This window comes from Labilibaculum sp. (assembly GCF_963664555.1).
Lineage (GTDB): Bacteria > Bacteroidota > Bacteroidia > Bacteroidales > Marinifilaceae > Labilibaculum.
In genome coordinates, this window is record NZ_OY761461.1 from 58,966 (window position 1) to 85,673 (window position 26,708).

Consider the following 26,708-nt stretch of genomic DNA (forward strand, 5'->3'; position numbering starts at 1 on the left):
ACTATGAAAAGAGTAATCACCTTTGGAACATTTGACCTTTTTCACATCGGACATTTACGGATTTTAGAACGTGCCAAAGCAAAAGGTGATTATCTTATTGTTGGTATCTCAACCGATGCTTTAAACTATTCCAAAAAACAGAAAAACCCAATCTACTCAGAAAAAGACCGAAAGCGAATTATTGAATCGCTCAAAGTCGTTGATGAAGTATTCTACGAAGAATCATTGGAATTAAAAGGGGATTACATCAAGCAATTCAACGCTGATGTTTTGGTGATGGGAAACGACTGGGAAGGCCGTTTTGATGAATTCAAATCACTTTGCGAAGTGGTGTATCTGGAACGAACTCCATCTATCTCAACTACCGAAATAATCGAGATTATTAAAGAGTAGTTTTATTCTTAGCCACTGATATCAAAAATAAAAAACGCTTACCTCAAACCCAGACGTTTACTTACAAATTCGTTAAAATCATTCGAAATTTTAAGAAAAAAAGTGAGCAGTAAATAAATACCTCCTACCAGAGTACTTCTTACAATAATATCAAATACAAACCAATCCATTTTTGGCAGTAAATAACCTAAATAAAAAGACATAAGAGCAATCCCTAAAACAAATAGATATTTCCTGTTAATTGGTTGAAATCCATAGGTTTTCCAAAGAAATATGTATTTCATCAGATTAAAGATAAAGCTGGCAGTAAGTGAGGCTGCAGCTGCACCGACAATTCCCCAAACTGGTATCATAATCAAATTAGTAACAACTACCAAAGCACCGAAAATAAGCATAAACAGTGTTTGTATCCGATATTTAGGCGAAGCTTGAATTACCACACCACTAATACCTGACAGCATCTGTATAACATGCGAAATCCCAATGAAAAACATTACATATTTTCCTGCAATGTATTTATCCGGAACTATCTCAAATACATTTTCAACATTCACCCAGACTCCAATAAACAGCAAACAACCTGTCATAAATTGATGCAAACCGCTTTGCGAATAAACTTTCCCAATGGTTGCGAGATCATCGCGTTTCCAAGCCTCAGCAATTACGGTACTTGCTATCTTCTTTAATGTGCGTGAAGGCATTGAAATTAGCATCCCAAAATTTGCCATTGTTGCATAAATACCATTTGCACCTAAACCAATAAAACTTACAATCATTATTCTGTCGATATTAGCCGTTAACTTATCGCTTAAACCATTCAGAATTCCAAATAAGGAAACATTAACCATAGATTTTCGAAGTTTGGGTGTTACGAACTTCAGATTAGATGCAAAAGAAATCTGACCTCGCTTTAGAAGAAGCAGAAATAGTAAAACAGTTGGTAAACAAAAAGCCACTACATATAAAAATACGAACTGCGAAAACTCCAATATATCTTTCCAGAAAAGGAGAATGATACAAAAGTTGATAAGTTTAAATACAATATCCCGATAAATTGTTCCCGAAACTGCATCGTACATCACTCTATTGTATCCTTCGAATAAATTAAAAAAGAGTGTGAAAAATACCAAAGGAATCAAATAAATCAGGTAATTTAAATAAAGTGGTGATTCGTTTGAATATAAACTGACAGCAACAGGATGCAAAAGAAAATAAGCAATCAAAGAAAGAATGAAGCCAATCATCCCAACCCAAAACAAAATGAACAAATATCCATTATGATTTCGATTTTCATTTCGAAAATAAGGGAACAATCTGGCTGTAACATTATTGAACCCGAAAGAAGAAAACTGCGTTGCAATTGTTGCAATTGCTACCAACCAATTCAACAAACCTATTTGGTCTGCTCCCAAAATCCTCGGAAACAAAATCCCAGTATTTATAAATCCTAAAATGGCTCCAAAATAGGAAACCACAGTTCCTTTAATGGTTTGTTGACGAATGATTCCCACCTTGCTGTTTTGTGTTAGGTTCTGATTTAATCACAAATTTAACAAAATTGATTTCTTGTGAAAGCATTTCAAATTCATATAAGTATGATATATTTTGAATGAAAAATTGTATTTTCGCATGACATCCGGTCAAATATGGATAAACATCTGATTAAGTATATCGGATAGAATTCTTTAATTTCATTTCAAATGGCATACAAAGAAAAAGGTACAAAACGAAGACTTCGCTCCTCTTACATTACTTCAGTAATTAGTATTTCATTGGTTCTATTCATGTTAGGATTAATGGGCTTACTAATTTTAAATGCCAACCAGATTTCCAATTATGTGAAAGAAAATATTGGAGTTTCCGTAATTTTAAAAGACAATATCAAAGAAGTTGAAATCCGTCGTTTGCAAAAAATATTGGATGCCAGTGATTATGTGAAGGCCACCGAATATGTAGACAAAGAAACTGCTGCCAAAGAATTCGAGAAAGAGTTAGGTGAAGATTTTATCTCTTTTTTAGGCTACAACCCACTTCGTGCATCAATCGATGTTAAATTATATGCCGGATACGCAAATACAGATAGTATTGCAGTAATCGAAAAGCATCTGCTAAAGCAATCGCAGGTTCAGGAGTTGGATTATCAAAAATCACTGGTGCATTTGGTAAACGAAAATGTGAAAAGAATCAGCTTGATCATATTGGCTTTTAGTGTTTTACTTTTTACGATATCATTTACTCTAATCAACAACACCATACGATTATCCATTTACTCTCAGCGTTTTATAATCAACACCATGCAATTGGTTGGTGCTACCAGAGGCTTTATACGCCGGCCATTTATGGCCAAAACCTTACTGCATGGAGTCATAGGAGCTCTAATCGCCAACGCAATGCTTTCGGGTGTTATTTATCTGTCGCAAAAAGAATTAAGTCAGGTAATCAATTTCAGTAATGTTGAAATGATTGGTGTCTTATTCTTACTGATCTTATTAATCGGACTTTTAATCACGTGGATATCAACCCTATTTGCTGTAAACAAATACTTAAGGCTTGAGTCGCGTTCCCTGTATTAGAAAGACGGTTCTTGTGTTAAAAAATCATAACACGAAACATTTCAGGAACTTTAGGTACGTTTACCTCTAGGCACTTTAATTAGTTTATTGTAAATTTGGCAACAAATTGTCAAAACCGACAAAATTTGAGAACATGAACAAACAAGATAAAAAATTGGATTTTGCTCTTTCAAAAGAAAACTACAAACTTATCGTTATTGGGTTTGTTATCATCATTGTAGGATTCCTACTCATGATGGGCGGTGGATCGGATGATCCCAATGTATTCGATGAAAGCATCTTTAGTTTTCGAAGAATTACTTTAGCTCCAATGGTGGTGTTGTTTGGTTTCGGCTTTGAAATATACGCCATCATGAAAAAACCAAAAGAACAGTAAATATCTCCTTTTATGTATTTTTCGGTTAATTAACCGAAAATTTTTCTTTATAATATAGTATGAATTGGATTGAAGCCTTACTTTTAGGCTTACTGCAAGGATTAACAGAATTCCTGCCGGTAAGCAGCAGTGGTCATTTAGAAATAGGCAAAGCCTTCTTAGGTATTCATGCCGAAAATAATTTGGTATTTACTGTTGTTGTGCACGGTGCAACTGTTTTAAGTACAATTATTGTATTCCGAAAAGATATTCTTGAACTTTTAAAGAATCTTTTTAGTTTTCAGTGGAATGAATCGACACAGTATATTGCTAAAATTGCTGTCTCTATGGTTCCAATCGGAATTGTAGGCGTGTTTTTTAAAGATCAGGTGGAAGAAATTTTCAATACTGATAAAATCTTGTTGATAGTAGGTTTTATGCTTCTGGTAACGGCTGCATTTCTTGCATTTACTTACTATGCAAAACAAAAAGAAAAAGAAATCTCATTTAAGGATGCCTTTATCATAGGAATGGCTCAAACAGTTGCTGTACTTCCCGGAATTTCTAGATCGGGAGCCACAATAGCAACCGGACTGCTTCTAAAAAACAAAAAATCTGAAGTAGCCAAATTTTCATTTTTAATGGTTTTAGTTCCCATAATTGGTGAGAATATTCTAAGCGTTTTTAAGGGAACGTACAGCTCGCAGGGATCGGTAGAATTAATACCATTACTAGTTGGCTTTATTGGCGCTTTCCTTTCCGGATTATTGGCTTGCAGCTGGATGATTAAATTGGTGAAGAAGGGGAAATTAATCTATTTTGCAATTTATTGCCTGATTATCGGACTTATTGCTATTTTTGCAGCCTGATTACAAAATAGGGCATTCCCGTTAAATCCGATTCTAAATGATTCAATTTGAAACCGATAATGATTTTCAAGAAGGCGCTTTACTTCTATTTAATAAGCCTTACGAATGGACTTCGTTTGATTTAGTAAACAAGATAAAGTATAAAATCAAACATAAGTTTCATTACAAAAAAGTCAAAGTCGGACATGCCGGAACTCTCGACCCTTTGGCCACAGGTTTGTTGATTGTCTGCGTAGGGAAATACACAAAAAAAATAGACAGCTACCAATCGCAGGTTAAAGAATACATTGCCACACTAAAACTAGGAGAAACCACTCCTTCTTTTGATTTGGAGACGGAAATTGATCAGACTTACCCTACAGAACACATCACTAAAGAACTGATAGATGAAACCCTAAAAAGTTTTATTGGTGAAATACAACAAAGGCCACCTGACTATTCAGCAGTAAAAGTAAACGGGAAAAGAGCTTACGAATATGCCCGAAAAGGACAGGAAATTGAGATAAAAAAGAAAACCCTGGCGATCGACGAAATAGAAATTCTTAAATTTGAAAAGGAGATCTTAAAAATAAGAGTTGTTTGCAGCAAAGGAACGTACATTAGAGCTCTTGCCCGTGATATTGGCCAAAAACTAAATAGCGGTGCACATTTAACTGCTCTTGAAAGAACTAGAATCGGTGATTTTCATATCAACGATGCCCTTGAAATTGAAGATTTTATAAAATTCTTAGAAAATTTATAACTATCTTGCGGTCTTTTCGTAAAAAGGAAAGCTTTGCTATCGCCTATCAACAAAAATCCAATATAAAAGTCATTCAGCATTATGAAGTTATCGAAGTTTAAGTACAAATTACCAAGCGAACTTATTGCTTTACATCCAGCCTACAATAGAGATGAATCTCGCTTATTGGTGCTTCACAAAGATACAGGAAAAATCGAACATAAAATTTTCAAAGATCTTATTGATTACTTTGATAACGAAGATGTTATGGTCTTTAACAACACCAAAGTTTTTCCTGCTCGTTTGTATGGCAACAAAGAAAAAACAGGTGCTGAAATCGAAGTGTTTTTGCTTAGAGAGTTAAATCGTGAGCAAAGATTATGGGATGTATTAGTTGATCCTGCCCGTAAAATCAGAATCGGTAACAAATTGTATTTTGGCGATGATGATTTATTGGTTGCTGAAGTAATCGACAATACTACTTCAAGAGGAAGAACTCTTCGTTTCTTATTTGATGGACCTTACGAAGAATTTAAAAAGGCACTTTACGGATTAGGAGAAACTCCTCTTCCTAAATTTATAGATCGTGCAGTAGAACCTGAAGATGCAGAACGTTATCAAACAATTTTTGCAAAACATGAAGGAGCTGTTGCCGCACCTACTGCAGGTATGCACTTTAGCCGCGAGCTAATGAAGCGTTTGGAAATTAAAGGGGTTGATTTTGCAGAGGTTACTTTGCATGTTGGCCTGGGTAACTTCAGAACTGTAGATGTTGAAGATTTAACCAAACACAAAATGGATTCAGAACAAATCGAAATTAACGATTTGGCTGTGCAAAAGGTAAACAATGGTAAGAAAAAGAAGAAAAATATTTGTGCTGTCGGTACAACTGTTGTTCGTACTTTAGAAACCTCAGTATCAACCCAAGGCACATTAAAACCGTTCGAAGGGTGGACCAATAAATTTATTTTCCCTCCTTACGAATTTAGTGTTCCTAACAGCATGATTACAAATTTCCATTTGCCGCTTTCAACTTTACTGATGATGGTTTGTGCATTTGGAGGATACGATAAAGTAATGGCTGCATATCAGGAAGCAATCAAAGAAAAATATCGCTTTGGAACTTATGGTGATGCAATGTTGATTATCTAAAATCAAAAATATACTGAAAAAAAGCTGTTGAAATTGAATTCAACAGCTTTTTTTATTTTATAATTTAATCAGGCAAATGGAAAATGAAGTCTTAATTCTACCCCTAAAAACTTACAATCCTCTTTACTCTGAATCATCTAATTTTTATTTCAACCTTCCGAATTCACCATCCAACTCGAAAATACATCCAGGTAATTCCAGTAAGAAAGTATCAATTCTTCAGGCACATCCAGTTCAGGCAAAAGCTTTTGATAGCACTGCATCCAAACCTGACGAGCCTCTCTTGTTATTTTAAAATTTGCATGCCTTTTAACCAACATAGGTGCTCCCCTATTCTGATTAAAATACTCCGGTCCGCCTAAAACCTGAATAAAGAAATCCGATGAGCGAAGTTTTGCCGCTTCAAACTCCTCTCTATCCTGCGGAAATAAAGGACTATACTTACTTTTTCTCAATAATTCATAATGATCATCGACTAATTTCCGAATTCCACTTTCCCCCAAATACTTTAAAAGATCCTTATTAGGCTTAGTTACTTCTGGTCTTGCCCCAAAAGGATAATCATTAATTTTTAATTCCATCTCTTTACTCTTTATCAGATAAAATGATTCGTTTTTATAAATTTACATAACCTAAACAATTAGATAAGAATACTTTACCTCCTATTTAATCGTAAAATTAACCTCTCCTATTAATTTCTTCCAATACTTTTTTATTGGTGATTACAATTTTTTTCCCATCTAAGGAAATTATGCCTTCTTTCTCAAACTCTTTAATAAATTTAACTGCACTTTCCACACTTATGGATGCAAAATCAGCAATATTTTGGCGAGTTAAATACTCATAAACATTTTCATTAATAAATATCTCCGAAGATAGATATAACAAAGCAGAAGCTAATTTCCCTCTCATCTGTTTGTAGGAGATGTTTTGAATAATATCAATATACCTATTTTCATTATGGCAATTCTTAGAATTTATTTCCATTGCAAATTCAGGATTTCTCAATAATAACTCTTTTAAAGCCTGCTTATCTATGATACAAATATTCGAATCTTTTAAAGCAATTGCAGAATAAAGATATGTGTCTTTCCCAAAAATGGAAGAAAAAGCAATTAAATCACCCTTTTTAGCCAAACGAATATTTATTTGCTTGTTCTTATTCGTCTGAAGGTAAACTCGCACTAATCCTTGATTTACAAACAACACATGTGGGGCAAATGCTCCTTGCTTAAATACAGTTTCATCCTTAAAAAACTTAACTTGTTTTTTCTTTTCATTAATGATTTTTAAATCTGTAAGTCCCAGATTTTGAAAACAATCGATATTTATCTCGTTATTTTCTTTGTTATTATCAATCGAATTAAAAGTCATACTGTTTTAGTGTTTATTCGCTATAAATGTACCTAATCGTTAAAAAAAGAATATCACGAATGAAAAGAGAATTATTATCTCGTTGTAAAAAAGTTATCAAATTTCAATTCTAAATCCAGAATACTCCATTTCCTGTTACTTGTTTTCGCTTGAGACTCCTACTATTTTTGCCTTGGTAAATTTATCAAGAATAAATAAGGATAACAATCTCTATACACTATGAATAATTACAAAATAATATTTGCCTTTGCGGTTAGCCAAACCAATAAATTTGAAGCAAAACATTTTGGTGATGTAGATAAATATCTAATCTATGAATATTCTAACGAATCCTTTAGTTTGGTTTCTCATCAAATAAATAAGTATAAAGACATGGATGAGAAACAAATTCATGGCTCCATAAAAAAAGGAGATGCCATTATTAAACTCCTAGAAAAGAATCATGTTCAAATATTGGTATCCCTACAATTTGGACGAAATATTACCCTAATTAATAAACATTTTATTCCTGTAGCTATTCATAATTGTAATTCGGAAAATGTTTTTGAAATTCTATCGAAACATATTAAATGGATAGCCGACGAACTAGAGATTAATCCTCCAGAATACAGACTTTTTTCCATCAATCCGGGAGCCTTAAAAACTACTATAAAATAACGCAATAATAATTAATAATTACCAATGAAAAACAAAACCTTAATAATTGGAGCCAGCTTAAATCCAGAGCGTTACTCCTATAAAGCCGCAGATAAATTATTAGAGAACGGACACGATATTTATATGATTGGAAATAAAGCAGGAATGCTATTCCATCGTAAAATTGTAAAGGAGCAAACTCCTTATACTGATGTTGATACAGTTACTATGTATGTAGCGGCAAAAAATCAAGTTTCCTATTACGAATATATCATCTCGTTACATCCACGTAGAGTAATTTTTAATCCAGGTACTGAAAATACTGCCTTCGCAACACAGCTAAATTCTCGAGGAATAAAAACAGAAGAGTCCTGCACACTAGTGCTGCTAGCAACAAATATTTACTGATACCGCATGAAAGAGAAATTAAAATATTTCCCAATAACAGCCTATGCTATTGTTATGGGACTTGCTGGACTAAGTATTGTATTTGGCAAATTTCACCACATGCAATGGTTGCCCAAAATATTCTATGAAATTCTACTGTTTTGTACGCTGTTTATTTTTTTAGGAATATCCATACTGTATGCATTAAAAGCGGTTAGGCATTTCGAAGAAGTACGAATAGATTTTAATCATCGTATTCGGATTAATTTTTTTTCAGCCTTCTCTATTTCTATTCTTTTGTTATCCATTGCATTTATGAGTTTTTGGCCCTTTTTATCCATGAGTTTTTGGTGGATTGGAACCATTGTGCATACGATATTAATGCTTCACACTGTAGCCTATTGGATACAAAATAATTTTGAAATACAATTTATGAATCCAGCTTGGTTTATCCCAATAGTTGGTAATATGCTGATTCCAATTGCTGGTGTTGAGTACCTGCCAAAACTATTCTCCTTCTTCTACTTTGGAGTTGGATTTTTCTTTTGGATCATCTTATTTACGATCTTCTTAAACCGTGCCATTTTTCACCATCAGCTTCCACAAAAATTTGTTCCTACCTTGTTTATTCTTATTGCACCACCAGCAATTGGTTTTATTGCATACATCCGAATAGCACAAAGTTGGGACGCATTTGCAATTTTTTTGTTGCTGATTTCTTATTTCTTTGCCGTATTACTCCTCGTGTTACACAAAAGCTTTAAGAAACTTGAATTTTTTATATCGTGGTGGGCTTTCACTTTTCCACTAATGGCCATTACCATAGCTTCGGTGGTTGCTTTTCAAATTTCACATCAAGCTGTTTTTAAGTACTTGTCCTTCTTTTTTATCACAATAGCGATTCTCACAATTAGTTTTGTTGCCTATAAAACAGGTGAAAAAATCAGACAAGGTGAAATATGCATCAACGAAGAATAATATTTTATTTTAATAATTACACGAATGAAAAATATAACGATAATCGCATCCATTCTACTAGGCTTCACGCTTGGAATCCTATTTACAGGAATCACTCTAAGTATCTCTTCTGGAGAAATGATGATCAAAGAATTTAAAAGTCCATACAACTTTGAAAAATCTGTAGAAGTAATAACAAACAGAATAAACGCAAAGGAAGGCTGGCATGTAACCAATACTATTGATCAGAACAAAGAAATAATCGACAATGGCGGAAAAGGAATTGGCAAGTATGCTATTATAAAATATTGCCATGCAAAATTTTCGGAGAGAATGCTAAAGGAAGACAATCGGAAAAAAATTGGAAATATGATGCCAAAATCATTTGCTGTTTACGAAAAAGCCGACGGCCAAGTATTTATATCGACCATGAATGGTGCAATAATGGGAAAAATATTTGGAGGAGAAATTGAAAATATCATTGAAGAAGTATCATTAGAAGTGGAAGACATGATGCGTTTTATCCATTTAAAATATAGCTTATTTTAATGGTAAAGCTCCCAGCATAAATAAACCAAGACTTCTTAAAAGCAATGTGCAATTCCTTAAATAACAGCTAAAAATGGATGATAAAGATTTATATTCCCGCAAAGATATTTCGATCATGAAAAGTGCGGCAGATGCCTTAAATCGGAATAACGATCGGATTCAGGAAATTATAGAATATGCCAAAATATCCAATATTAAAACAATTGGAATTGCACATTGTACCACATTTAACAAAGAAGCCAAGCAACTAAGAACTCTTCTTGAGATAGAAGGCTTTACCGTTGAACAAGTGAATTGCAAACTAGGAAAAATACCTTTCTCAGATTTAGTGCCTAATTACAAAGGAATAACTTGCAATCCGGCAGGACAAGCGCATTATTTAGAAGAAAAAAACACTGAACTAAATATTATGATGGGCTTATGCCTTGGGCATGATATGATTTTTAATGCCAAATCGAAAGCTCTGGTTACTCCCCTACTTGTTAAGGATAGAAAGTTGAATCATCACAGCATCAAAAAATTAAATTCATCTGATTTCTAATCCGATTCCATCCCCCAACACTTCAACAATAAATTATATTTTTTCGTTCCTAGTAGAATTACTAAATTGAATCTACTTTATCCATTATTTCTACAAGCGTATAATATGTATTCGAAACCTTACTCTCTTTTTTAATTGTCTGACAGACAATTCTTGCCTAAGCACTTTAAAACCATGACTATTCAAACCACATGAATAGTCGAGACAATTATTCCATGAAAAAATTAATTAGCTTGATATTCCTTATCGGTCTTACAAGTATGCTTGCTTTCTCGCAAGAATGCACCTTGTACATTCCCAACCAAGTAGGCACCGAACTTCATTACCAGATCACCAATGCAAAAGGCAAAGTAGATGGCATTTACACGCAAAAAATGATCTCTGTAAAGGAAAAAGGAGGGGAAACAATATTTGAATTATTACAAACTTTTATGGATCCTAAGTCGCCCGAAAAAGTGATCACTCAAGACACAATTATATTTCGCTGTAAAGACAATATTTTTTATATCGACATGGAAAAATACCTGAACCAAAAGCAAATGGAAGGGTTTAAAGATATGGAAGTGAAAATTACAACTGAAGATCTCATTTATCCTCCAAAACTTTATCCTGGTTTGGCATTAAACGATGGCTCGATTTCGCTTGAAGTTGGAGCAGGAATGATAAATATGAACATGACAACCAATATTGTGAACCGAAAAGTTGAGGCACTTGAAGATGTGACAACTCCTGCCGGCACCTTTACATGCTACAAAATATCGGAAGATGTGAAAAGTAAAATTGGTTTTGTAAATGTAGAATTGCACAATATTGCCTGGATTGTGAAAGACATTGGAACCATTCGCAGTAAATCCTTCGACAAAAAAGGAAAACCCAGTAGCACTACCGAATTGGTAAAAATCGTTCGATAAATAGGTAGAAAAGTAAAAGGAGAAAGCGACAAAACAATTTGGCACTTTCTCCTTTCACCTTTATGCTTTTAGCTTATCTAATTCATAATATTTCTTGGATTTCCAGATAACCACAAACGAATATTTTCCATCACAATATCAACCCGCTTGCTGAACGATTCGTTGGTAGCGAAAGCCAAATGAGGCAGCATGATCAAATTCGGGGCTGTAAACAAAATGTGTTCTTTATCCAAAGGTGGTTCTTTTTCGTAAACATCCACAGCCGCTCCTGAAATTTCTCCATTTTCCAATGCCTCACAAAGAGCCTCACTGTTAACAACCGGTCCGCGTGCTGTATTAATTAAAATGGCTGAAGATTTCATTTGCTTGAATTCTCCTTTGCCAATAAGCCCTTTGGTTTCGTTTGTTAGCGGAACATGAAGAGAAACAACATCCGATTCTTTTAATAAGGTAGGCATATCAACAAATTCAACGCCTTCTACGGTCTTTTTACTTCGATTGTATGCAATTACCCTGCAGTTAAAAACTTTTGCAATCTCGGCTACCCTAAGGCCAATTGCACCAGCTCCAACAATACCAATAGTCTTGTCATTTAGTTCTGTTCCTAAAAAACCAGCCCGGTCTCCTCCAAAACGGGTAATCGAATCACCGGAAACAATCTTTCTGTATACCGATAAAATCATGCCAATAGTTAATTCGGCCACCGATTCTGTCGAAAAGCCGGCGGCGTTACTCACCAGAATATTTCTCTCCCTACAGGTTTCCATATCGATATGATCGACACCGGTAAAGGCAACCGAAATCATTGAAAGATTAGGGCAGGCATCTAAAAATGCTTTTGTGATAGGAATATTACTAACAATTATTGCATCAGCTCCTTCGGCACGCTTAATCAACTCCTTTTCATCCTCATTCCGATCCGTAAAAAAGATCAACTCATGCCCTAAGGCTTCAAATTCTTGCTTTAACTGTCCGTATTTACAAGCAGTAATCGCAATTGGTTCCAGTATAGAAAATTTCATATATTTATTTTTAGTATCAAAGTAATGTTATTCTCAAGCCGATAAAGCCTTTTCAAATCAAATATGATTTGAGTTAAGCAAAGTAAAAAAATCATGGATCACTAACAATGCAATAGCATCTATTCTACAACATCAATGCAAAAGTCTCTTACGACCAGTAAAAAGTTCGATTAAACGATTTTAATTTACAATCTCAGGTATTTTTTTCAACTTACAACAATATCAAGCAATTATTTTAACCCATGACAGCCAATCTATCAATACTTTATAAAATACAAGATCAATTCATTGCCACCTGGGAGAATTGTCCGGAGCATTTTCCTGCAACAGGAAAACGATTTTCCTATTTAGAAAAACGAATATGGGAATCAAAATTCGATCGCTTCATAAAGTTTGTACAAAATGAAGCTAATTACAAACACCCCAACAAAATAGAAATACTACAAAAATCAAAATTATTTTTCAAAGATGCTTTAGCCTACTCCCCCGACCAACTCGAACTCATTTTTTCTGATGAAATGCTCCATTCTACGAAAGATTTCATTCAAAAAGCATGGCTTTTCGATCCGGATTTGGGTAATGCTGAAATTTTTCAAGCATTACGAAATGTTTGGATCATGCTTGGCCTGCAATCATTCTTCGGAAAAGAAATCAAAATTACGCCTTCGCTTTTAGCCTATAGTCTTTTGTATCCATACACCGACAATCTAATTGATGATGCAAGCATTAATAAGGAAGAAAAAATCAACTTTTGCCGACGATTTGCTTTGCGGTTGAAAGGAGAATCCGTAAAATCAGAATCCAGTTCGGAACAGCAAATTTACGATTTAGTAGAAATGATAGAATCTGAGTTCGATCGGGAAAATTACCCTGAAGTGCATCATAGTCTGCTTGCCATTCACGATGCCCAAACTCAAAGCCTCGCATTGGTGAGTAACAAACCTCTGCTTTCTGAAGAAGAAACCTTCAGAATTTGTATCAACAAAGGTGCCCGCTCGGTAATTGCTGATGGGTACTTAGTACTGGGAAAGTTAGATAAAAAGCAATTGCATTTTCTATATGAATACGGAGCTTATCTTCAGATTCTAGATGACCTGCAGGATGCCCGGCAAGATTATCTGGATGGAGTTATGACCTGCTTTTCAAGAAAATTGCCTTACGGAAATTTGGACAAGTTACTTTGTAAAACTTATTTTCTAGGCAAAACATTTCAGCAAAGAGTAACCAATTTATATCCTGATGAAGTGTCTTTTCAAGGCTTGATTCAAAAAAGTTTTGCTTTGTTGTTTTTAGTCTCTATTTTCGAAAACCAAGAAGATTTCAGCGACGATTTTATTCTAAAAATAGAAAAGCATGCTCCTTTCCGATTTTCATTTCTTCGCAAACTAAAAACAGATCTGGAACCTTTTCGGGATTTAATGCTGCTAAAAATTGATGAATATCGATTAAGCGGGTGCAAAGCTTAGCAAAAAAAACATTCCATTTCGAAAAGCCCATTTTATTTTATAATGTCTCTTCGTCTAAATTCTCCGATTTAACTTCTTCCTGAATAACATCCTCTGCCGTAAGCAAGGGAGAAGCTTCCAAATCTTCTATTTCGAGCATATTAACCAATATATCCAGCGACTTACCAATCAGCTCCAGTTCCTCATCCGATACTTTTTTAAGTTTAAAAGCCAACCTTTGCTGAAGCAAATCAGGAGTCGATTTTAAAAGATTATCCCCCGTAGAGGTTAGTGCAATCAAAGTCGTTCTACGGTCTCCAATTTTAGGCAGTCGTGCCAACATTCCTTTCCTTTCCAAGCGACTTATTATACCTGTAACAGTACTTGAATTAAGATTCAGCTGATCCCTAATTGACTTTTGAGTCGCCTGATAGTTAGGAGAATTTTTAAGACATTCCAAACATAGTATTTGTGGAATACTTACTCCGTGATCCTTTTGGATTTTCTTTGATTCTAAATTAATAGATCGAACAATCCTCCTAATTTTAACAATTATATTCTTATAATCCATTCATTGTAAATCTAATCGACAGAACTCATTTTCAAGGCAAAAATAACTAATTTGCATTTAATGCAAACCTATTGAAGCAGGGTATCTCCATATAATATTACTGCAATCTCGTCAAATAACGGCTTAGTCCTTAGGCAAACCTTACAGTACACAAGCTTTTTTGTTCGCAACGGTCTTCACCCTTTTCTCGATATATCTTGAATTTAGAATTCTAAGTATTCCCATATAATCCATGTCAAACTCAATCAAATCTCCTACTTTGTAATTATTTTTGTTATCGGCCAGATCAATTACAATCATATCGGAACTTGCGCCCGATACTGTCAAGCTTTTATCAATCAATTCCAGATGACTTACCTCAACATCAAGCAATCCTAAGTCAACTATTGCCCGGTACGAAGTTTCACCAATATTCGTTTTATCGATTTCATAACTGTCTCCTTCTAAGTTTGTCCCAAATTCACCCATGGGAACCGTCGGCTTTTCAATCAATTCTATTATTTCCGAATACAAACGAAATACATCAGAATGCATTTTTTCGAATTTTGTATTGTTGTAAACATCTGTTCCCAAGAATAAGGTTTCTCCCACCCTAAAATGATTGATTCCTTTCGGCAGTAAATTTTGAAAAATGAGTGGTATGGTCACCGAGGAACCTCCCGAAACATAAGGAATCTGCTTATTGAATTTTGCTTCAATCAACTGTTCGTAAAGGCTCAGCTGAATTAATTTATCATGATTTGGCAAAACGCCGTACAAACATGACAGATTCGCTCCGATTCCAATCACCTGAATATTATCCAGCCTAAAAACGCTTTCATAAAAAGCAATGAAATCTTCGCCCAAAACTCCTTCCCGAAGTTCTCCCAACTCAATCATTATTATGATTTTGTGAGTTTTTTTCTGCTTTTTAGCTTCTACCGACAAAAGCTTAATGGTCTCAAACTCTGTATTTACACTAATATCAGCATACTTAACCACACTCGAAATAGAACGTTTTGCAGGAGGTTTAATATAAATGGTTTCTATTTCAGGTTTAATCGATTTGATCATTTTTAAATTGGAAACCCTTGAATCGCATATCTGAGTAAAATCAAATTTCAATAGTTCGGTTAAAAATTCCTTATTTCCGCACATCATTTTTGAAACAATTGACCATTCAATTCCATTTTTTTTAAAAAGAGAATTGAGATAATCAAAGTTTGATTTTAATTTCTTAATATCTAAAGTTACAAAAGCCATTATTTCTATGTTTTATTTAATTATTCTGCGAGTTATACCTTCTGATAAATGCGCTAAGATCTCATAATTTAGTTCATCACTGATTTCACTAAAAGCACTCACTTTTATTTCTAATTTACCCTGTTTGCCAATCAATATAACTTTATCTCCAACTTCCACATTTTTCAAATGAGTCACATCAATTATCATCATATTCATGTTTACAACACCAATCACACTGCATTGATGACCACGAATAAGAACACGACCTTTATTACTCAATGAACGACTATAACCAAAAGAATATCCGACAGGAACCAATGCCGTTTTAATATTGGATTGAGCGAGATATGAAATTCCATAACCTACAAATTCGCCGCTTTGAATTTCTTTAACAGCCATTATCTGACTTTTCCATCCAAGTATTCTTTTTAACGGATCAATCCTATCCTCCTGATGATTAATGTACTGAACAAATACTTCGGTACTCGACCAAAAACCATAAAGCATGATCCCAACTCTTACTAAATCCATTCTTGTATCGGGATAAACAAAGCTTGCGGCAGAATTAGCAACATGTTTATACTTTGGGTTCAAATTATTTGCTTCCAATTCGCTTGCCATTTCCTGATACTTTTGCAACTGATTCTGTATCCTAAAATGATTTGAAACACTTTCTGCTCCAGCCAGATGCGTACAGAATCCGGTTAGCTCTATATGGGCAATATTTTCTTTAATGACAGCAATTACAGCATTCAGTTCAGTTCCATTTAAACCTGAACGATTCATTCCTGTTTCAATTTCGAGATGAATTTTTGCTTTTAAACCAAGTTCTTTGGCATATTTCACGGCCAATTTTAAACGCCCGATATTAAAAACAAAAAATTCTATTTTTTTTTCGATTGCATCACGAATATCCTTTTCGGCCAACCAGCCCATTACCATTATTGAAGATGATTTGGAAAGACAGTTGTAAACGCGGAGAGCTTCACTGTAATAGAACACCGAATAATGATCAATACCATATTTCTCGAATACGGGAACAATTTGTTCGATCCCATGTCCATAGGCATTGGCTTTCACTACCGCTGAAATTTTTACTTTTTCACCAAGTTTAGACCGTAAAAAAGAAATGTTATTTTGGATTGATTTTTCACTTAATGATATTACCGAATTATCAATCATAACTAAAAGTACTTTTGTAAATAGTATAAAATAGATTTATTCCTGTTTCTATAATATCATCAGGAAAATCGAAATCGGGATTATGAAGTTGAGGCTGTTCATTTCCTGAACCCAATCCAAAATAACAGGCATTGAACTTCTCCGTATAGCAGCCAAAATCTTCCGACCACTTATAAGGAGTTTTAATATACTCAACATCCAAACCATTCTGTTTTGCCGCTCGCTCTACAATACCAACACAGCCATCATGGTTCATTGTTGCCGGAAATACCTCGGTATAGCTTATTTCACAAGCCAATCCTTCCAGTTCTGCTATTTCCTTTACTATCTTCTCACACAAGGAAGTAAGCAATCTTAAGTCTTCATTTTCAAAAGCTCGCAGTGTAATTCTCATTTCGGCATACCCCGGAGAAGTACCAAAAGATATTTCACCCAATTGAATGTGGATAATAGTTAGTAAAATAAAATCGCTAAACAGAGTTTTGTTTTCCCTTAAGTCATGCATTCTCTTGATTATTTGAGAAACAGCATCTGCAGGACTAATTCCATCCTGAGGTTCTGCCGCATGAGATGTTTTACCAGTAAGTTTAACAATCATACCTTTTGATCCCGAAGCAAAACTTCCCTTTTTAAGAACTATTCTATTTTTCTTAAGCCCAGGGATATTGTGGAGCGCAAACAGATAATCAGGCTCATTATTTTTAAAATCTATATTTTCCATTACATCAAGTGCCCCCTGCTCCACCTCTTCGGCTGGCTGAAAAAGTAGAATTACTTTCCCTTTATCCGGTCGATCAGTTGCTATTTTCTGAGCCAAACCTGCTACTATAGCCATGTGCCCGTCGTGTCCGCAGGCATGAGAGATTCCCTTGTTTACTGAAGCATATTCGAGCCCTGAAACTTCTTTGATAGGAAGTGCATCCAGCTCACACCTAAACATTATGGTTTCTCCTTGTTCAACTCCTTTGAAAACAAACAACACACCTTTATCTCCCAGCCTGATCACCTCATCGGGCCTGTACTCATTAATAAAGTTTACAATCCGGTTAGTGGTCTGATATTCACAATTTGAAACTTCGGGATATTGATGTAATTCTCTTCGAAATGCAATAATTTTCTTGTTCATGTAACAGATATTACTGAGTGCTCCTCAATTAAAAATACTAACTGCATGAATTATGCATGTCTCTACTTTTTTAGTCGCATTTCAACGTACTTGCTGCTAAATCCTACTTTTTCGTATAAAAATCTGGCCGGGTTTTCTGGCTCAACATGCAAAGCAACATCACCTTTACTAATTTTAATTACCTCATTCATTAAGCCTTTCCCAAGACCTTTTCCCCTTTGAGATTCATGCACAGCTATATACACCAAAATATTCTCAGGAATATAACCTTCCATTCCGGTTCGGTTAACCACTACAGAACCAACTATTTCATCATTTTCCTTGGCAACTAAAACAAAACCGCCACCTGCCGGTTCATCCTTAACTGCATAAATAATTGCCTTTTCAATATCTTCCTTAGCATCTCCGTATTCATCTAAATGCTTGTACAAAAAACTCACGATAGCTTCTATTTCTACACTATCAGGTTTTGAAATTGAAGTGTACGTTTTGTAATTTACCATAAAAACAGTATTTGTATTAAATGCATATTTATTGTTGGAATAGAATCCCAAGTAAACAATTTAAGTGTGCTGTCTTAAAACCATAAAGTTTAAAATTTTAATAAGCAACAGTTCTCAATTGTTTCTACACAACAAAAATAGTCTAATAAAAACGAAAACCCAATAAAAGTATGCATTATCCCCACACAAAAATACACAACACATTCATTAACTGCATTATAACAACCAACCTTAGAATGTTATATTTCTTTAATTTCATAAATCACTTGAATATCGCACATGCTTGTTGTGTAGAACCTATTTGAATATTTTACACAATTTTCACAAACATATCATTCAATGAGTTTTCATTTAAGGATTAATCTTAAAAAAAAATAATTGCTAAGCAAATTGAAAGTGCCGGGCAAAAAAAATGAGAATAAGGCAAAATATAAAAACGAAATGGCTTCTTATATCCCGTTCCTTTTCCAAAAAAAAATCGCTAAGAATGCAAAATAGTATGCATTCTCAACGATTGAATTATTACCCCTACTAATTGGGCTTTCCTTTTAGAAATTGAATTTCCCGTTGCTATTTTTGGCTTCTGATTCAGGAATTAAATTTTCAATGGTATCCCAATGTTCTACAACTTTGCCATTCTCCAGTCTGAAAATATCGTAGAAAGCTACCTTTTCTTTCATGAAGATTCCTTCGGAAATGGATAATACATAGTTTCCTTCCCCCAAAATCATATGTTTTTTTTCGTAAACCATAGGCATACCTGCTTCTGCTAATGCAGCCAAGGCTTCTCCCAAACCTGCCAACCCATCTTTTACACCTGGGTTGTGCTGATTGTATTGTTCTATAGAAATATACTCTGTAATTTTATCAGGATTAGCTCCCAAGAAAATATCATTTAGTAAGTTCTGAATCAAAGCTTTGTTATCCTCCGTTTTATCCAGATCCTTAATTTCTGCAGGGCCATCAACTTGACTTCTTCCTGAAGCTGTTTCAGTAACTTTTTCTTGTAAATTATCCCAGTGTTCTACAATTAATCCATCTTCGAAACGAAAAACATCAATTCCGATTTTTGGACCAAAAAAGTTGTAGTCGGTATGTGCAATTACATAATCACCATCGCTAAAAACACGCATTGTGTTTACTCTTACACTTCCTTCCGGCAATTGTTGCAGCAAGGCTCCAAATCCAGCTAAACCGTCACCTACAGCCTGATTGTGTTGGATGTACTTATTTGGATTGATGTAGCCTACCAGTTCCTGATCACCTGTTTCAATACTTTTCAAAAGCTCAATAACCTTTTGTTTATTCGACACTTCCATTTTCAAGTTATTATCTGCTTCACACGAAACGAATGAAGCAATTGTTAATACTGTAATAATGAATAATTTTCGCATTGTTTTTATTATTGGTTTACAATACAAAGATGATGCATAATGAAAGGCATATAAAGGTAGTTTTACTCCCTTGTATGATACATTTGCTCTTGGGAATTAAGCACACTTATTTACGATTGCTCTCTGAATTCAGATGGAGTTGAATGAACATGTTTCCGGAAATATTTAATGAAATTAGTCGGTTCATCATAACCAAGCTCGTACGCAATTTCTTTAATGGATTGATTGCTATGAACCAACAACCGCTTTGCTTCGAGCAAAATCCGTTCATCAATGATTTGTTTTGGTGTTTTATCAAACAAAGTTGTGGTTGCTTTGTGCAATTGTTTTTCTGAAATACTCAATTCCGATGCATATTTATTAACCGATTTTTCTTTCCGGAAATTTTGTTCGAGCAGATCTTTAAATAAAACCAGATAATCCAAATTTGCACTTGGCTTTAACTCTTCGAAACCTTGTTTCCGCATTTCCCGTTCTGCCTGCAATAAAAAGATATGCAGCATATTTCGCAGTATTTGATATTGAGCACTATCTGCACTTCTTTGAAATTCTGTTTCCATAGCATTTAGAAATACCTTTAAATCGGAACGTTGCTGATTGACTTTAATTTTAGCAATATTATACAAATCACTATACAGTATACTTGAATGCAAAAACTGAAGGTCTTGATTATTTTTAGAGAAAAAATTGTTGGTAAATAAAATTGTTTTCCCCTTGTAAATGCCATTTTTATCGAACCTGTTCACACAATTATGGGGTATGAAAATAATTGTATTGTCCTCTATACTTATTGGGTTAAAATCGACAAAATGAGTTCCTTTACCTTTTTCAATCCAAAGGATATGATTAAACTGTGCCCTGTGGGGAATAGTCATCATATCTTTTTTTGATTTTAGGATCTCAGATAAATCCAAAATTTCAAATTCCAGTTTAAGTCCTTCTTTAAACTGATATTTTTTTATCGTATTATTCATTATACTCCCTTTCATAAAGAATTCTTAATTGGAAACTACCATAAGGGATTTCGTCTCATTCAAACTTCTCCTTTTGCATTTGCTTTCTGCCCCAAATTCCTAAATGCTCTATAAATGGAATCAACTCCATTCCTGTATCGGTCAATGAGTACTCTACTTTTGGCGGTACTTCAGGATACACTTTCCGACTAATTAATTGATCCTCTTCCAGCTCACGCAAAGTTTGGGTTAACATTTTTGAAGTAATGTTTTGAACCATTTTTTTTAACTCTCCATACCGCAGCACATTGTCTTTTGTATAAATGTACCATAAAACACGTGCTTTGTACTTTCCACCTATTCTTCTGAATGCATAATCCAGCGAACAAACAGGTGCATCAGAATTTCTTTTAGTCATAATTTATTTTTTATATATCTGTAACTTACTTATTATCTGCAATAGTATTAAAAAAGTAACTAGATACCATTTAAGTATGTACTTGACACAAAAGTATGTATATTATACATTTGCACCAAGCTTGTAAATTTAATCACGCTGAAAGCAGTTATTTTTCATTAAAAATAAGATTATGAAACGCCCATGCCAATGTGATTTTGATACAAAAAAAGATGATTATTCAAGCATGGTAAGTTCCATATGCCAAATAAAAAACATATGAAAAAAGAAGAAATACTAAAAGCGCATTCATTTAGACGTGCAATAAAAGAATTTGAAACAGAACAGAAAATTTCTGATGAAGATTTTGAATTCATTCTGGAAGTAGGAAGAAAGTCTCCAAGCTCGTTTGGCTGGGAACCCTGGAAGTTTATTGTTGTTCAGAATATGGAATTGCGGGAGAAGTTAATGGTGCCAAGCTGGGGAGCACAAAAACAATTACCGTCCGCAAGTCACTTTGTTATTCTTTTAGCCAGAAAAGGCGACGAAATGCGTGCTGGCTCCGATTATCTAAAATACAAGTCACAGCAAATTGACCAACTTCCTCAGGAGATTGAAGAAATGAAAGTAGGTTTCTTCAAAAACTTTATGGAAAACGAATTTGACTTAACTGACGATCGTAAAATATTTGATTGGGCCTGCAAACAAGTTTACCTGCCTTTTGCCAACATGATGACTGCCGCTGCACAAATTGGAATAGATTCTTGTCCAATTGAAGGTTTCGACAGGGCAAAAGTGGAAGAAATCCTTAGTAAAGAAGGAATTTTAGATGCAAATCGCCTTGGAGTGGCCGCAATGCTTGCGTTTGGCTACAGAAAAGAAGACTCCCCATTCCCACAATCCCGATTTCCTATGGAAGAAGTTGTTGAATGGGTTAGATAGATATAAAAAAGAACAGACTGCACCCCGAATGTTAAGCACAGCATTTGGGGTGTTTTTGTATCTAAAAATACCAGCTTCGACACAACTCCATTCTTCCATCACATTAAAATAAGCAGCGCCAATCGGTATGCGGGTTGCATATTTTTAATATCATGTAAAAAAAAAGATATTCGATTGGAATAAATAGTCCCAGTAGTTAGCTTTGTATAAACTTGATTTAATGGATCAAGAATTCCGAGAAAAAGAATTATAGATATGTCAGAAAATTACAAGTTTTTCCAGAATAAAAAGTGTGAATATTTCCCTTGCCATAAAGTAGAAAACGAAGCGGAATTCAATTGTTTGTTTTGCTATTGCCCATTATACATGCTAAAAGATAAGTGTGGAGGAAATTTTAAATATACAAACGGATTTAAAAATTGCTCTGATTGTACTATACCACATACCAAAAACTCACATGAGTATATGATGAGCAAGATGAGTATTGTTTCTAAAATAGGAAGTGAACGGGAATAACAACAATTTCTCCCGTATCAATTTATTATCCATATTTGTTTACCTGATTAAACTGCTAATAAAAGTTTGAAATTTAGGTTTGAACATGCCTGGTGTGGTTTTGTGTAACTTGAGATCACAACAATTATTAAACTGCATAAAAGATTCAAGTTCTTTACCTAGGGCAAGAGCGAAAGCCTCAGTTTTTAAAAAGGCCGGCTCCAGTGCAAGGTGCTGAATGTGCAAGAGTGATTCTTTTCTGTCTGCTTTACAATCCATTCGTGCAACCAAGTGGCCGTTCCATAAAATGGGGAGAGAAAAATAACCATATTGGCGTTTGGGCTCGGGCACATAACACTCAATCTGATAATTAAAATCAAAAATTGTTTGCATGCGCTTGCGTTGAATCAACAGGTTATCAAATGGCGAAAGTATTTTAAGCTTATTACGAGCCAGTGGTTTATTCAGTAACTCCAGAGAATCCGCTAAAGCGTAATAACTGTTTCCATCAACAGCAAGCTGTATCAATTCACCATTCAAATACATTTCTTGCAAAGTATTAGAAATAATAGTTTTGGTATTTTTCAGCAAATAGACCATTTCAGAGGCCTGTCCCAATCCGTTGGCCTGCAGGTAGCGTGTGATTAAAAAACGTGCGTACTCATCCTGCAAAGGCGCTGAGGTGTCAATATCCTCAGGCAGTACTCTTTCGGTAAGATCATAAACTTTGTGGAAATTTTGCCGGTTAGGAATCATCAGATCACCCTGCATAAACAGGTATTCCAAAGCGCGTTTGGCAGGTTTGCTTGCCCAATCCATTTTCTTTTTGCCTAAATACTCAAAATCCTTCGCCATTAAGGGGCCTTCATTGGCAATTCGTTTCAACACCAATTTCATCAACTTCTCATCCCGATCATACCAATGATTCTGATCACCCCTGGCAATCGCCTGTTTGCGTACCAAACTAAAACGGTAATCACACATAGGCAAATATGCGGCTGCATGCGACCAATATTCAAAAACTTTTTTATCAGCAACCAATTGCTCTAAATGGGAAGTTTCATAACAAGGGTTTCGATTCCATAATGTATGATGATGAGCCCTCTGAATCACAGAAATGGTATCAATTTGAATATAACCAAGGTGCTCTATAGCCATGAGTGTTGCTTCAAGTGCTGTACCTGTTTGCTTTGCCGGAGGCAACTTTTGCGATAGTAAAACCAGTTTTCTGGCCTCTTGAATGGAAAGTGTTTCTGTTATTTTGGTCATGTATATCTTCCTTGATTACTGCTGCTGTTCAAAAATCAGTTTGAACAATTTTACCATTTTGAACAAACAATATAACAAACAGAATGCTAAGCGAAAATTATTGATACTAATTTTTCTCCCTTATGGTATGATGTTGTTTTTTTGCCATTTCATTGCAAATTCATATGCCAGTATTTTTTATCAGATTTCACTTTCTTACGATTAACAATTTCATTATTTAAAGAGTTTGCTCTTTCAGCTAGCAGGATGTTTATTTTTACACTTTACTGTAAAAATTTTATTTCCCAATCCACATGTTTAATATAACATAAATTACACTTGTCTCAAACCAGTTTACCCTCTCCAAACACCTAATTATTCACGATATTTCACTATCTTTAATAGAATCGTGATCCTATTAAACCAAAACAATATTCGAATAGAAATTAAAGACCAATTTTAACACTTACAAATTATGAAATTTGCCTATATCGGAACATATCCCCCACGGGAGTGCGGAATAGGTAGCTTTACAAAAGACCTGTATTATTCCATGGTGGATGATATTAATCGGAATGAGAATGAAGGATTTATTGTTGCCATGAATAATTCGGATGAAGAATATTCGTATCCGAAAGAAGTAAAACTAACTATTCAGCAGGAAAATAGAAATGAGTATATCGCCGCCGCAAAATACATAAACAACAGCGGAGCGGATGTTTGTATACTTCAGCATGAATTTGGGATTTTTGGCGGACGAAGTGGTATTTACATCCTTTCCTTGCTTCACCATCTCAAAATACATTTGGTTGTTACCCTTCATACTATCAGCAATAATCCTTCGTACACCGAAAAAGCCATTTTAAAGGAAATATGCAAAATGGCTAATCTGGTTGTTGTAATGAATCTTAAAGCAATTGATTTTTTGATTGATATATATGACGTGCCCAAAGAAAAAATTGCATTCATTGAACATGGGGTTCCGGACTTTCATTTTGATCAGAAAAAAATAAAGAAAGAACTTAATCTCGAAAAGAAAAAAATCATATTAACATTTGGTTTTTTAAGCAGAAATAAAGGCATTGAGGTAGCCATAAAAGCATTGCCCAGGCTCGTTAAAAAGCATCCAAATGTTATCTATCTGGTATTGGGTAAAATTCATCCAAGTGTTATGCGCTGCTCGGGCGATGAATATTTGCTATATCTAAGGCAACTTGTTAAAAATCTCTCTCTTGAAGATCACGTCGTGATACCAAACAAGTATGTTCCGCAAGATGATCTATTTAAATTTTTATGTGCTTCGGATATTTACATAACGCCCTACAACAACGAAGCTCAAATTACAAGCGGCACACTATCCTACGCAATCGGTGCTGGTTCTGCCGTTATTTCGACTCCTTATTGGCATGCTACGGAATTATTAGCCAACGGAAGAGGCAGGTTATTTGATTTTCACAATTCGAACCAACTCGCAGATATATTGATTGAGCTGCTGGATCATCCGGAAACTTTAAATGCACTAAGAAAAAATGCATACGAGTATGGACGGAATATGACATGGCCTGAAATAGGCGCTAAATATAACAAGCATGTTTTTAATGCACTACAAGACGAAATAGAAAAAAAAAGACAATATTTTGATATTCAGACTGTACCTCCTTTTTCGCTCAAACACATAAACAGATTAACTGATAATACCGGAATTATGCAACACGCTAAATTTGGTATTCCTAATTTAAAACATGGCTATTGCTTAGATGATAACGCCAGAGCATTGTTAATGGCTCTAATGGCCTATCAGGAAAAAAATAATTATAAGGCTCTTGAATTGTGCCCGATCTATTTGAGCTATATCCAATACATGCAAAACGAAAATGGAACATTTAAGAATTTCCTCAGTTTCGACCGTAAATTTCTTGATGAAGTAGGATCGGAAGATTCTTTTGGAAGAACCATTTGGGCTCTTGGATACCTGCTTGCCAATGCCCCCAATGCTTCCTATTATGAATCGGGCCGATCGATGTTTATAAAAGCGGTTCCTATTTTCGAAAAACTAAAATCAGTAAGAGGCATTGCCAATACGATAGTAGGAATCAGCTGCTATCTGCAAAGAAATCCTGCAGATGATTCAATGACTGAGCTGTTAAGCCGGTTATCAAAAAAACTAGTGAAAAATTATGAAGCAAACAGTTCGGATGACTGGAGATGGTTTGAACCATTCCTAACCTACGATAATGCCATGCTGCCACTTGCTTTACTGCATGCTGCTGAAATACATAACGACGACCTAATTCGCAAAACGGCTTTCAGTTCAATGGATTTTTTAATCAGTAAAACATTTATCAATGGATATTTATCGATAATTGGAAATGATGGTTGGTACGAAAAAGGTGGAAAACGAGCCACTTTTACTCAGCAACCGCTTGATGCTATGGCAATGATATTACTCTTTGAGCAAGCTTTTAAATTGACCAAAAACATAGAATATCTGAATAAATTATTCACGTCGTATATGTGGTTTTTGGGTGAAAATGATTTGAGAATAAGCTTGTATGATTCTGAAACAAATGGTTGCTGCGATGGATTGGAAAGTTATGGTGTTAACCGCAATCAAGGTGCCGAAAGCACACTGGCATATGTGATTTCACACCTCACAGTTCTAAAAGCACATAAAAATTTCAACAGAGAAATATTTGCACAAAAAAGATTAGCAAAAAAAATATCGCAAAATATAATTAATTGAAGCGGTGCTGATAAACTTATGTGTGCAGGTGCTCCTATTTTAAAC

At 34.7% G+C, this 26,708-nt stretch carries 29 protein-coding genes; 16 read left to right on the forward strand and 13 right to left on the reverse strand.

Annotated features, from left to right (window positions below; translation table 11 throughout):
* The first annotated feature begins 3 nt into the window (after window positions 1-3).
* Window positions 4-393: an FAD synthase family protein gene (locus tag ACKU4N_RS00210; protein ID WP_124993403.1), complete on the forward strand. Its 390-nt coding sequence runs from the start codon at window positions 4-6 to the stop codon at window positions 391-393.
* A gap of 38 nt (window positions 394-431) precedes the next feature.
* Here ACKU4N_RS00210 and ACKU4N_RS00215 read toward each other — a convergent pair whose 3' ends face one another.
* Window positions 432-1,904, reverse strand: a complete 1,473-nt coding sequence (locus tag ACKU4N_RS00215; RefSeq protein ID WP_321319545.1) for a lipopolysaccharide biosynthesis protein — start codon at window positions 1,902-1,904, stop codon at window positions 432-434.
* 189 nt (window positions 1,905-2,093) lie between these two features.
* Here ACKU4N_RS00215 and ACKU4N_RS00220 point away from each other — a divergent pair, with 189 nt between their 5' ends.
* The 5 genes from ACKU4N_RS00220 to queA all read left to right on the forward strand — a co-directional run bounded on the left by ACKU4N_RS00220 (window position 2,094) and on the right by queA (window position 6,063).
* Entirely contained in the window at window positions 2,094-2,966 is an 873-nt protein-coding gene (locus tag ACKU4N_RS00220) for a cell division protein FtsX (protein WP_321319547.1), read from the forward strand.
* 133 nt (window positions 2,967-3,099) lie between these two features.
* Window positions 3,100-3,342, forward strand: a complete 243-nt coding sequence (locus tag ACKU4N_RS00225; RefSeq protein ID WP_321319549.1) for a DUF3098 domain-containing protein — start codon at window positions 3,100-3,102, stop codon at window positions 3,340-3,342.
* A gap of 59 nt (window positions 3,343-3,401) precedes the next feature.
* The gene (locus tag ACKU4N_RS00230) at window positions 3,402-4,190 is read left to right on the forward strand and encodes an undecaprenyl-diphosphate phosphatase (RefSeq protein ID WP_321319550.1); all 789 of its coding nucleotides are present in this window, start codon (window positions 3,402-3,404) and stop codon (window positions 4,188-4,190) included.
* 37 nt (window positions 4,191-4,227) lie between these two features.
* Window positions 4,228-4,932 carry a tRNA pseudouridine(55) synthase TruB gene (truB, locus tag ACKU4N_RS00235; RefSeq protein ID WP_321319552.1) on the forward strand — a complete coding sequence of 235 codons (705 nt, stop codon included), beginning with the start codon at window positions 4,228-4,230 and terminating at the stop codon, window positions 4,930-4,932.
* Between the two features lie 81 nt (window positions 4,933-5,013).
* Complete coding sequence (queA, locus tag ACKU4N_RS00240) at window positions 5,014-6,063, forward strand: tRNA preQ1(34) S-adenosylmethionine ribosyltransferase-isomerase QueA (protein ID WP_321319554.1); 1,050 nt, start codon at window positions 5,014-5,016, stop codon at window positions 6,061-6,063.
* Window positions 6,064-6,212: 149 nt separating this feature from the next.
* Here queA and ACKU4N_RS00245 read toward each other — a convergent pair whose 3' ends face one another.
* Window positions 6,213-6,644, reverse strand: a complete 432-nt coding sequence (locus tag ACKU4N_RS00245) for a globin domain-containing protein (RefSeq protein ID WP_321319556.1) — start codon at window positions 6,642-6,644, stop codon at window positions 6,213-6,215.
* Between the two features lie 97 nt (window positions 6,645-6,741).
* Window positions 6,742-7,437, reverse strand: coding sequence for a Crp/Fnr family transcriptional regulator (locus ACKU4N_RS00250; RefSeq protein ID WP_124993397.1), 696 nt, complete (start codon window positions 7,435-7,437; stop codon window positions 6,742-6,744).
* Between the two features lie 219 nt (window positions 7,438-7,656).
* Here ACKU4N_RS00250 and ACKU4N_RS00255 point away from each other — a divergent pair, with 219 nt between their 5' ends.
* The 6 genes from ACKU4N_RS00255 to ACKU4N_RS00280 all read left to right on the forward strand — a co-directional run bounded on the left by ACKU4N_RS00255 (window position 7,657) and on the right by ACKU4N_RS00280 (window position 11,418).
* Window positions 7,657-8,094 (forward strand): NifB/NifX family molybdenum-iron cluster-binding protein, encoded by a 438-nt coding sequence (locus ACKU4N_RS00255; protein WP_124993396.1) that lies wholly within the window; start codon window positions 7,657-7,659, stop codon window positions 8,092-8,094.
* 24 nt (window positions 8,095-8,118) lie between these two features.
* Window positions 8,119-8,481: a CoA-binding protein gene (locus ACKU4N_RS00260; protein WP_124993395.1), complete on the forward strand. Its 363-nt coding sequence runs from the start codon at window positions 8,119-8,121 to the stop codon at window positions 8,479-8,481.
* Between the two features lie 6 nt (window positions 8,482-8,487).
* Window positions 8,488-9,438 carry an SLAC1 anion channel family protein gene (locus ACKU4N_RS00265; protein ID WP_124993394.1) on the forward strand — a complete coding sequence of 317 codons (951 nt, stop codon included), beginning with the start codon at window positions 8,488-8,490 and terminating at the stop codon, window positions 9,436-9,438.
* 24 nt (window positions 9,439-9,462) lie between these two features.
* Window positions 9,463-9,966, forward strand: a complete 504-nt coding sequence (locus ACKU4N_RS00270; RefSeq protein WP_124993393.1) for a DUF302 domain-containing protein — start codon at window positions 9,463-9,465, stop codon at window positions 9,964-9,966.
* Between the two features lie 73 nt (window positions 9,967-10,039).
* Window positions 10,040-10,507: a DUF1847 domain-containing protein gene (locus ACKU4N_RS00275; protein WP_321319561.1), complete on the forward strand. Its 468-nt coding sequence runs from the start codon at window positions 10,040-10,042 to the stop codon at window positions 10,505-10,507.
* 215 nt (window positions 10,508-10,722) lie between these two features.
* Window positions 10,723-11,418 (forward strand): TapB family protein, encoded by a 696-nt coding sequence (locus ACKU4N_RS00280; protein ID WP_321319563.1) that lies wholly within the window; start codon window positions 10,723-10,725, stop codon window positions 11,416-11,418.
* 77 nt (window positions 11,419-11,495) lie between these two features.
* On the opposite strand, the gene ACKU4N_RS00285 is transcribed toward ACKU4N_RS00280, so the two are convergent.
* Window positions 11,496-12,440, reverse strand: coding sequence for an NAD(P)-dependent oxidoreductase (locus tag ACKU4N_RS00285; RefSeq protein WP_321319565.1), 945 nt, complete (start codon window positions 12,438-12,440; stop codon window positions 11,496-11,498).
* Window positions 12,441-12,682: 242 nt separating this feature from the next.
* Here ACKU4N_RS00285 and ACKU4N_RS00290 point away from each other — a divergent pair, with 242 nt between their 5' ends.
* The gene (locus ACKU4N_RS00290) at window positions 12,683-13,906 is read left to right on the forward strand and encodes a class 1 isoprenoid biosynthesis enzyme (protein WP_321319567.1); all 1,224 of its coding nucleotides are present in this window, start codon (window positions 12,683-12,685) and stop codon (window positions 13,904-13,906) included.
* A gap of 37 nt (window positions 13,907-13,943) precedes the next feature.
* Here ACKU4N_RS00290 and ACKU4N_RS00295 read toward each other — a convergent pair whose 3' ends face one another.
* From ACKU4N_RS00295 to ACKU4N_RS00330, 8 genes are all read right to left on the reverse strand, one after another.
* Window positions 13,944-14,456 (reverse strand): MarR family winged helix-turn-helix transcriptional regulator, encoded by a 513-nt coding sequence (locus tag ACKU4N_RS00295; RefSeq protein ID WP_321319569.1) that lies wholly within the window; start codon window positions 14,454-14,456, stop codon window positions 13,944-13,946.
* Between the two features lie 141 nt (window positions 14,457-14,597).
* Window positions 14,598-15,698, reverse strand: coding sequence for an alanine racemase (locus ACKU4N_RS00300; protein WP_321319570.1), 1,101 nt, complete (start codon window positions 15,696-15,698; stop codon window positions 14,598-14,600).
* A gap of 12 nt (window positions 15,699-15,710) precedes the next feature.
* On the reverse strand, window positions 15,711-16,862 hold the full coding sequence (gene alr / locus ACKU4N_RS00305) for an alanine racemase (protein ID WP_321319572.1): 1,152 nt from the start codon (window positions 16,860-16,862) through the stop codon (window positions 15,711-15,713).
* On the reverse strand, window positions 16,855-17,988 hold the full coding sequence (locus tag ACKU4N_RS00310; protein WP_321319574.1) for an amidohydrolase: 1,134 nt from the start codon (window positions 17,986-17,988) through the stop codon (window positions 16,855-16,857). The genes alr and ACKU4N_RS00310 overlap by 8 nt, the downstream gene beginning before the upstream one ends.
* Window positions 17,989-18,050: 62 nt before the next feature.
* Window positions 18,051-18,491 (reverse strand): GNAT family N-acetyltransferase, encoded by a 441-nt coding sequence (locus tag ACKU4N_RS00315; protein ID WP_321319576.1) that lies wholly within the window; start codon window positions 18,489-18,491, stop codon window positions 18,051-18,053.
* A gap of 548 nt (window positions 18,492-19,039) precedes the next feature.
* Window positions 19,040-19,885 (reverse strand): nuclear transport factor 2 family protein, encoded by an 846-nt coding sequence (locus ACKU4N_RS00320; protein ID WP_321319578.1) that lies wholly within the window; start codon window positions 19,883-19,885, stop codon window positions 19,040-19,042.
* A 110-nt stretch (window positions 19,886-19,995) separates the two neighbouring features.
* A complete protein-coding gene (locus ACKU4N_RS00325; protein WP_321319580.1) occupies window positions 19,996-20,859 on the reverse strand; it encodes a helix-turn-helix domain-containing protein in 864 nt (287 codons plus the stop codon).
* Window positions 20,860-20,914: 55 nt separating this feature from the next.
* Window positions 20,915-21,256 (reverse strand): winged helix-turn-helix transcriptional regulator, encoded by a 342-nt coding sequence (locus tag ACKU4N_RS00330; protein ID WP_321319582.1) that lies wholly within the window; start codon window positions 21,254-21,256, stop codon window positions 20,915-20,917.
* Window positions 21,257-21,514: 258 nt separating this feature from the next.
* On the opposite strand from ACKU4N_RS00330, the gene ACKU4N_RS00335 reads away from it, so the two are divergent.
* Window positions 21,515-22,177, forward strand: a complete 663-nt coding sequence (locus tag ACKU4N_RS00335; protein WP_321319584.1) for an NAD(P)H-dependent oxidoreductase — start codon at window positions 21,515-21,517, stop codon at window positions 22,175-22,177.
* Window positions 22,178-22,432: 255 nt separating this feature from the next.
* On the forward strand, window positions 22,433-22,693 hold the full coding sequence (locus ACKU4N_RS00340) for a cysteine-rich small domain-containing protein (protein ID WP_407937227.1): 261 nt from the start codon (window positions 22,433-22,435) through the stop codon (window positions 22,691-22,693).
* 39 nt (window positions 22,694-22,732) lie between these two features.
* On the opposite strand, the gene ACKU4N_RS00345 is transcribed toward ACKU4N_RS00340, so the two are convergent.
* Window positions 22,733-23,941, reverse strand: a complete 1,209-nt coding sequence (locus ACKU4N_RS00345) for a winged helix-turn-helix domain-containing protein (protein WP_321319586.1) — start codon at window positions 23,939-23,941, stop codon at window positions 22,733-22,735.
* A gap of 454 nt (window positions 23,942-24,395) precedes the next feature.
* Here ACKU4N_RS00345 and ACKU4N_RS00350 point away from each other — a divergent pair, with 454 nt between their 5' ends.
* A complete protein-coding gene (locus ACKU4N_RS00350; protein WP_321319588.1) occupies window positions 24,396-26,663 on the forward strand; it encodes a glycosyltransferase family 4 protein in 2,268 nt (755 codons plus the stop codon).
* Window positions 26,664-26,708: the final 45 nt, after the last annotated feature.

Excerpts from the sequence above, each read along its gene's own strand:
- ACKU4N_RS00210 (WP_124993403.1), top strand. The coding sequence starts at position 4 with ATGAAAAGAGTAATCACCTTTGGAACATTTGACCTTTTTCACATCGGA.
- ACKU4N_RS00220 (WP_321319547.1), top strand. The coding sequence starts at position 2,094 with ATGGCATACAAAGAAAAAGGTACAAAACGAAGACTTCGCTCCTCTTAC.
- ACKU4N_RS00225 (WP_321319549.1), top strand. The coding sequence starts at position 3,100 with ATGAACAAACAAGATAAAAAATTGGATTTTGCTCTTTCAAAAGAAAAC.
- ACKU4N_RS00230 (WP_321319550.1), top strand. The coding sequence starts at position 3,402 with ATGAATTGGATTGAAGCCTTACTTTTAGGCTTACTGCAAGGATTAACA.
- truB (WP_321319552.1), top strand. The coding sequence starts at position 4,228 with ATGATTCAATTTGAAACCGATAATGATTTTCAAGAAGGCGCTTTACTT.
- queA (WP_321319554.1), top strand. The coding sequence starts at position 5,014 with ATGAAGTTATCGAAGTTTAAGTACAAATTACCAAGCGAACTTATTGCT.
- ACKU4N_RS00245 (WP_321319556.1), bottom strand. The coding sequence starts at position 6,644 with ATGGAATTAAAAATTAATGATTATCCTTTTGGGGCAAGACCAGAAGTA.
- ACKU4N_RS00250 (WP_124993397.1), bottom strand. The coding sequence starts at position 7,437 with ATGACTTTTAATTCGATTGATAATAACAAAGAAAATAACGAGATAAAT.
- ACKU4N_RS00255 (WP_124993396.1), top strand. The coding sequence starts at position 7,657 with ATGAATAATTACAAAATAATATTTGCCTTTGCGGTTAGCCAAACCAAT.
- ACKU4N_RS00260 (WP_124993395.1), top strand. The coding sequence starts at position 8,119 with ATGAAAAACAAAACCTTAATAATTGGAGCCAGCTTAAATCCAGAGCGT.
- ACKU4N_RS00265 (WP_124993394.1), top strand. The coding sequence starts at position 8,488 with ATGAAAGAGAAATTAAAATATTTCCCAATAACAGCCTATGCTATTGTT.
- ACKU4N_RS00270 (WP_124993393.1), top strand. The coding sequence starts at position 9,463 with ATGAAAAATATAACGATAATCGCATCCATTCTACTAGGCTTCACGCTT.
- ACKU4N_RS00275 (WP_321319561.1), top strand. The coding sequence starts at position 10,040 with ATGGATGATAAAGATTTATATTCCCGCAAAGATATTTCGATCATGAAA.
- ACKU4N_RS00280 (WP_321319563.1), top strand. The coding sequence starts at position 10,723 with ATGAAAAAATTAATTAGCTTGATATTCCTTATCGGTCTTACAAGTATG.
- ACKU4N_RS00285 (WP_321319565.1), bottom strand. The coding sequence starts at position 12,440 with ATGAAATTTTCTATACTGGAACCAATTGCGATTACTGCTTGTAAATAC.
- ACKU4N_RS00290 (WP_321319567.1), top strand. The coding sequence starts at position 12,683 with ATGACAGCCAATCTATCAATACTTTATAAAATACAAGATCAATTCATT.
- ACKU4N_RS00295 (WP_321319569.1), bottom strand. The coding sequence starts at position 14,456 with ATGGATTATAAGAATATAATTGTTAAAATTAGGAGGATTGTTCGATCT.
- ACKU4N_RS00300 (WP_321319570.1), bottom strand. The coding sequence starts at position 15,698 with ATGGCTTTTGTAACTTTAGATATTAAGAAATTAAAATCAAACTTTGAT.
- alr (WP_321319572.1), bottom strand. The coding sequence starts at position 16,862 with ATGATTGATAATTCGGTAATATCATTAAGTGAAAAATCAATCCAAAAT.
- ACKU4N_RS00310 (WP_321319574.1), bottom strand. The coding sequence starts at position 17,988 with ATGAACAAGAAAATTATTGCATTTCGAAGAGAATTACATCAATATCCC.
- ACKU4N_RS00315 (WP_321319576.1), bottom strand. The coding sequence starts at position 18,491 with ATGGTAAATTACAAAACGTACACTTCAATTTCAAAACCTGATAGTGTA.
- ACKU4N_RS00320 (WP_321319578.1), bottom strand. The coding sequence starts at position 19,885 with ATGCGAAAATTATTCATTATTACAGTATTAACAATTGCTTCATTCGTT.
- ACKU4N_RS00325 (WP_321319580.1), bottom strand. The coding sequence starts at position 20,859 with ATGAATAATACGATAAAAAAATATCAGTTTAAAGAAGGACTTAAACTG.
- ACKU4N_RS00330 (WP_321319582.1), bottom strand. The coding sequence starts at position 21,256 with ATGACTAAAAGAAATTCTGATGCACCTGTTTGTTCGCTGGATTATGCA.
- ACKU4N_RS00335 (WP_321319584.1), top strand. The coding sequence starts at position 21,515 with ATGAAAAAAGAAGAAATACTAAAAGCGCATTCATTTAGACGTGCAATA.
- ACKU4N_RS00340 (WP_407937227.1), top strand. The coding sequence starts at position 22,433 with ATGTCAGAAAATTACAAGTTTTTCCAGAATAAAAAGTGTGAATATTTC.
- ACKU4N_RS00345 (WP_321319586.1), bottom strand. The coding sequence starts at position 23,941 with ATGACCAAAATAACAGAAACACTTTCCATTCAAGAGGCCAGAAAACTG.
- ACKU4N_RS00350 (WP_321319588.1), top strand. The coding sequence starts at position 24,396 with ATGAAATTTGCCTATATCGGAACATATCCCCCACGGGAGTGCGGAATA.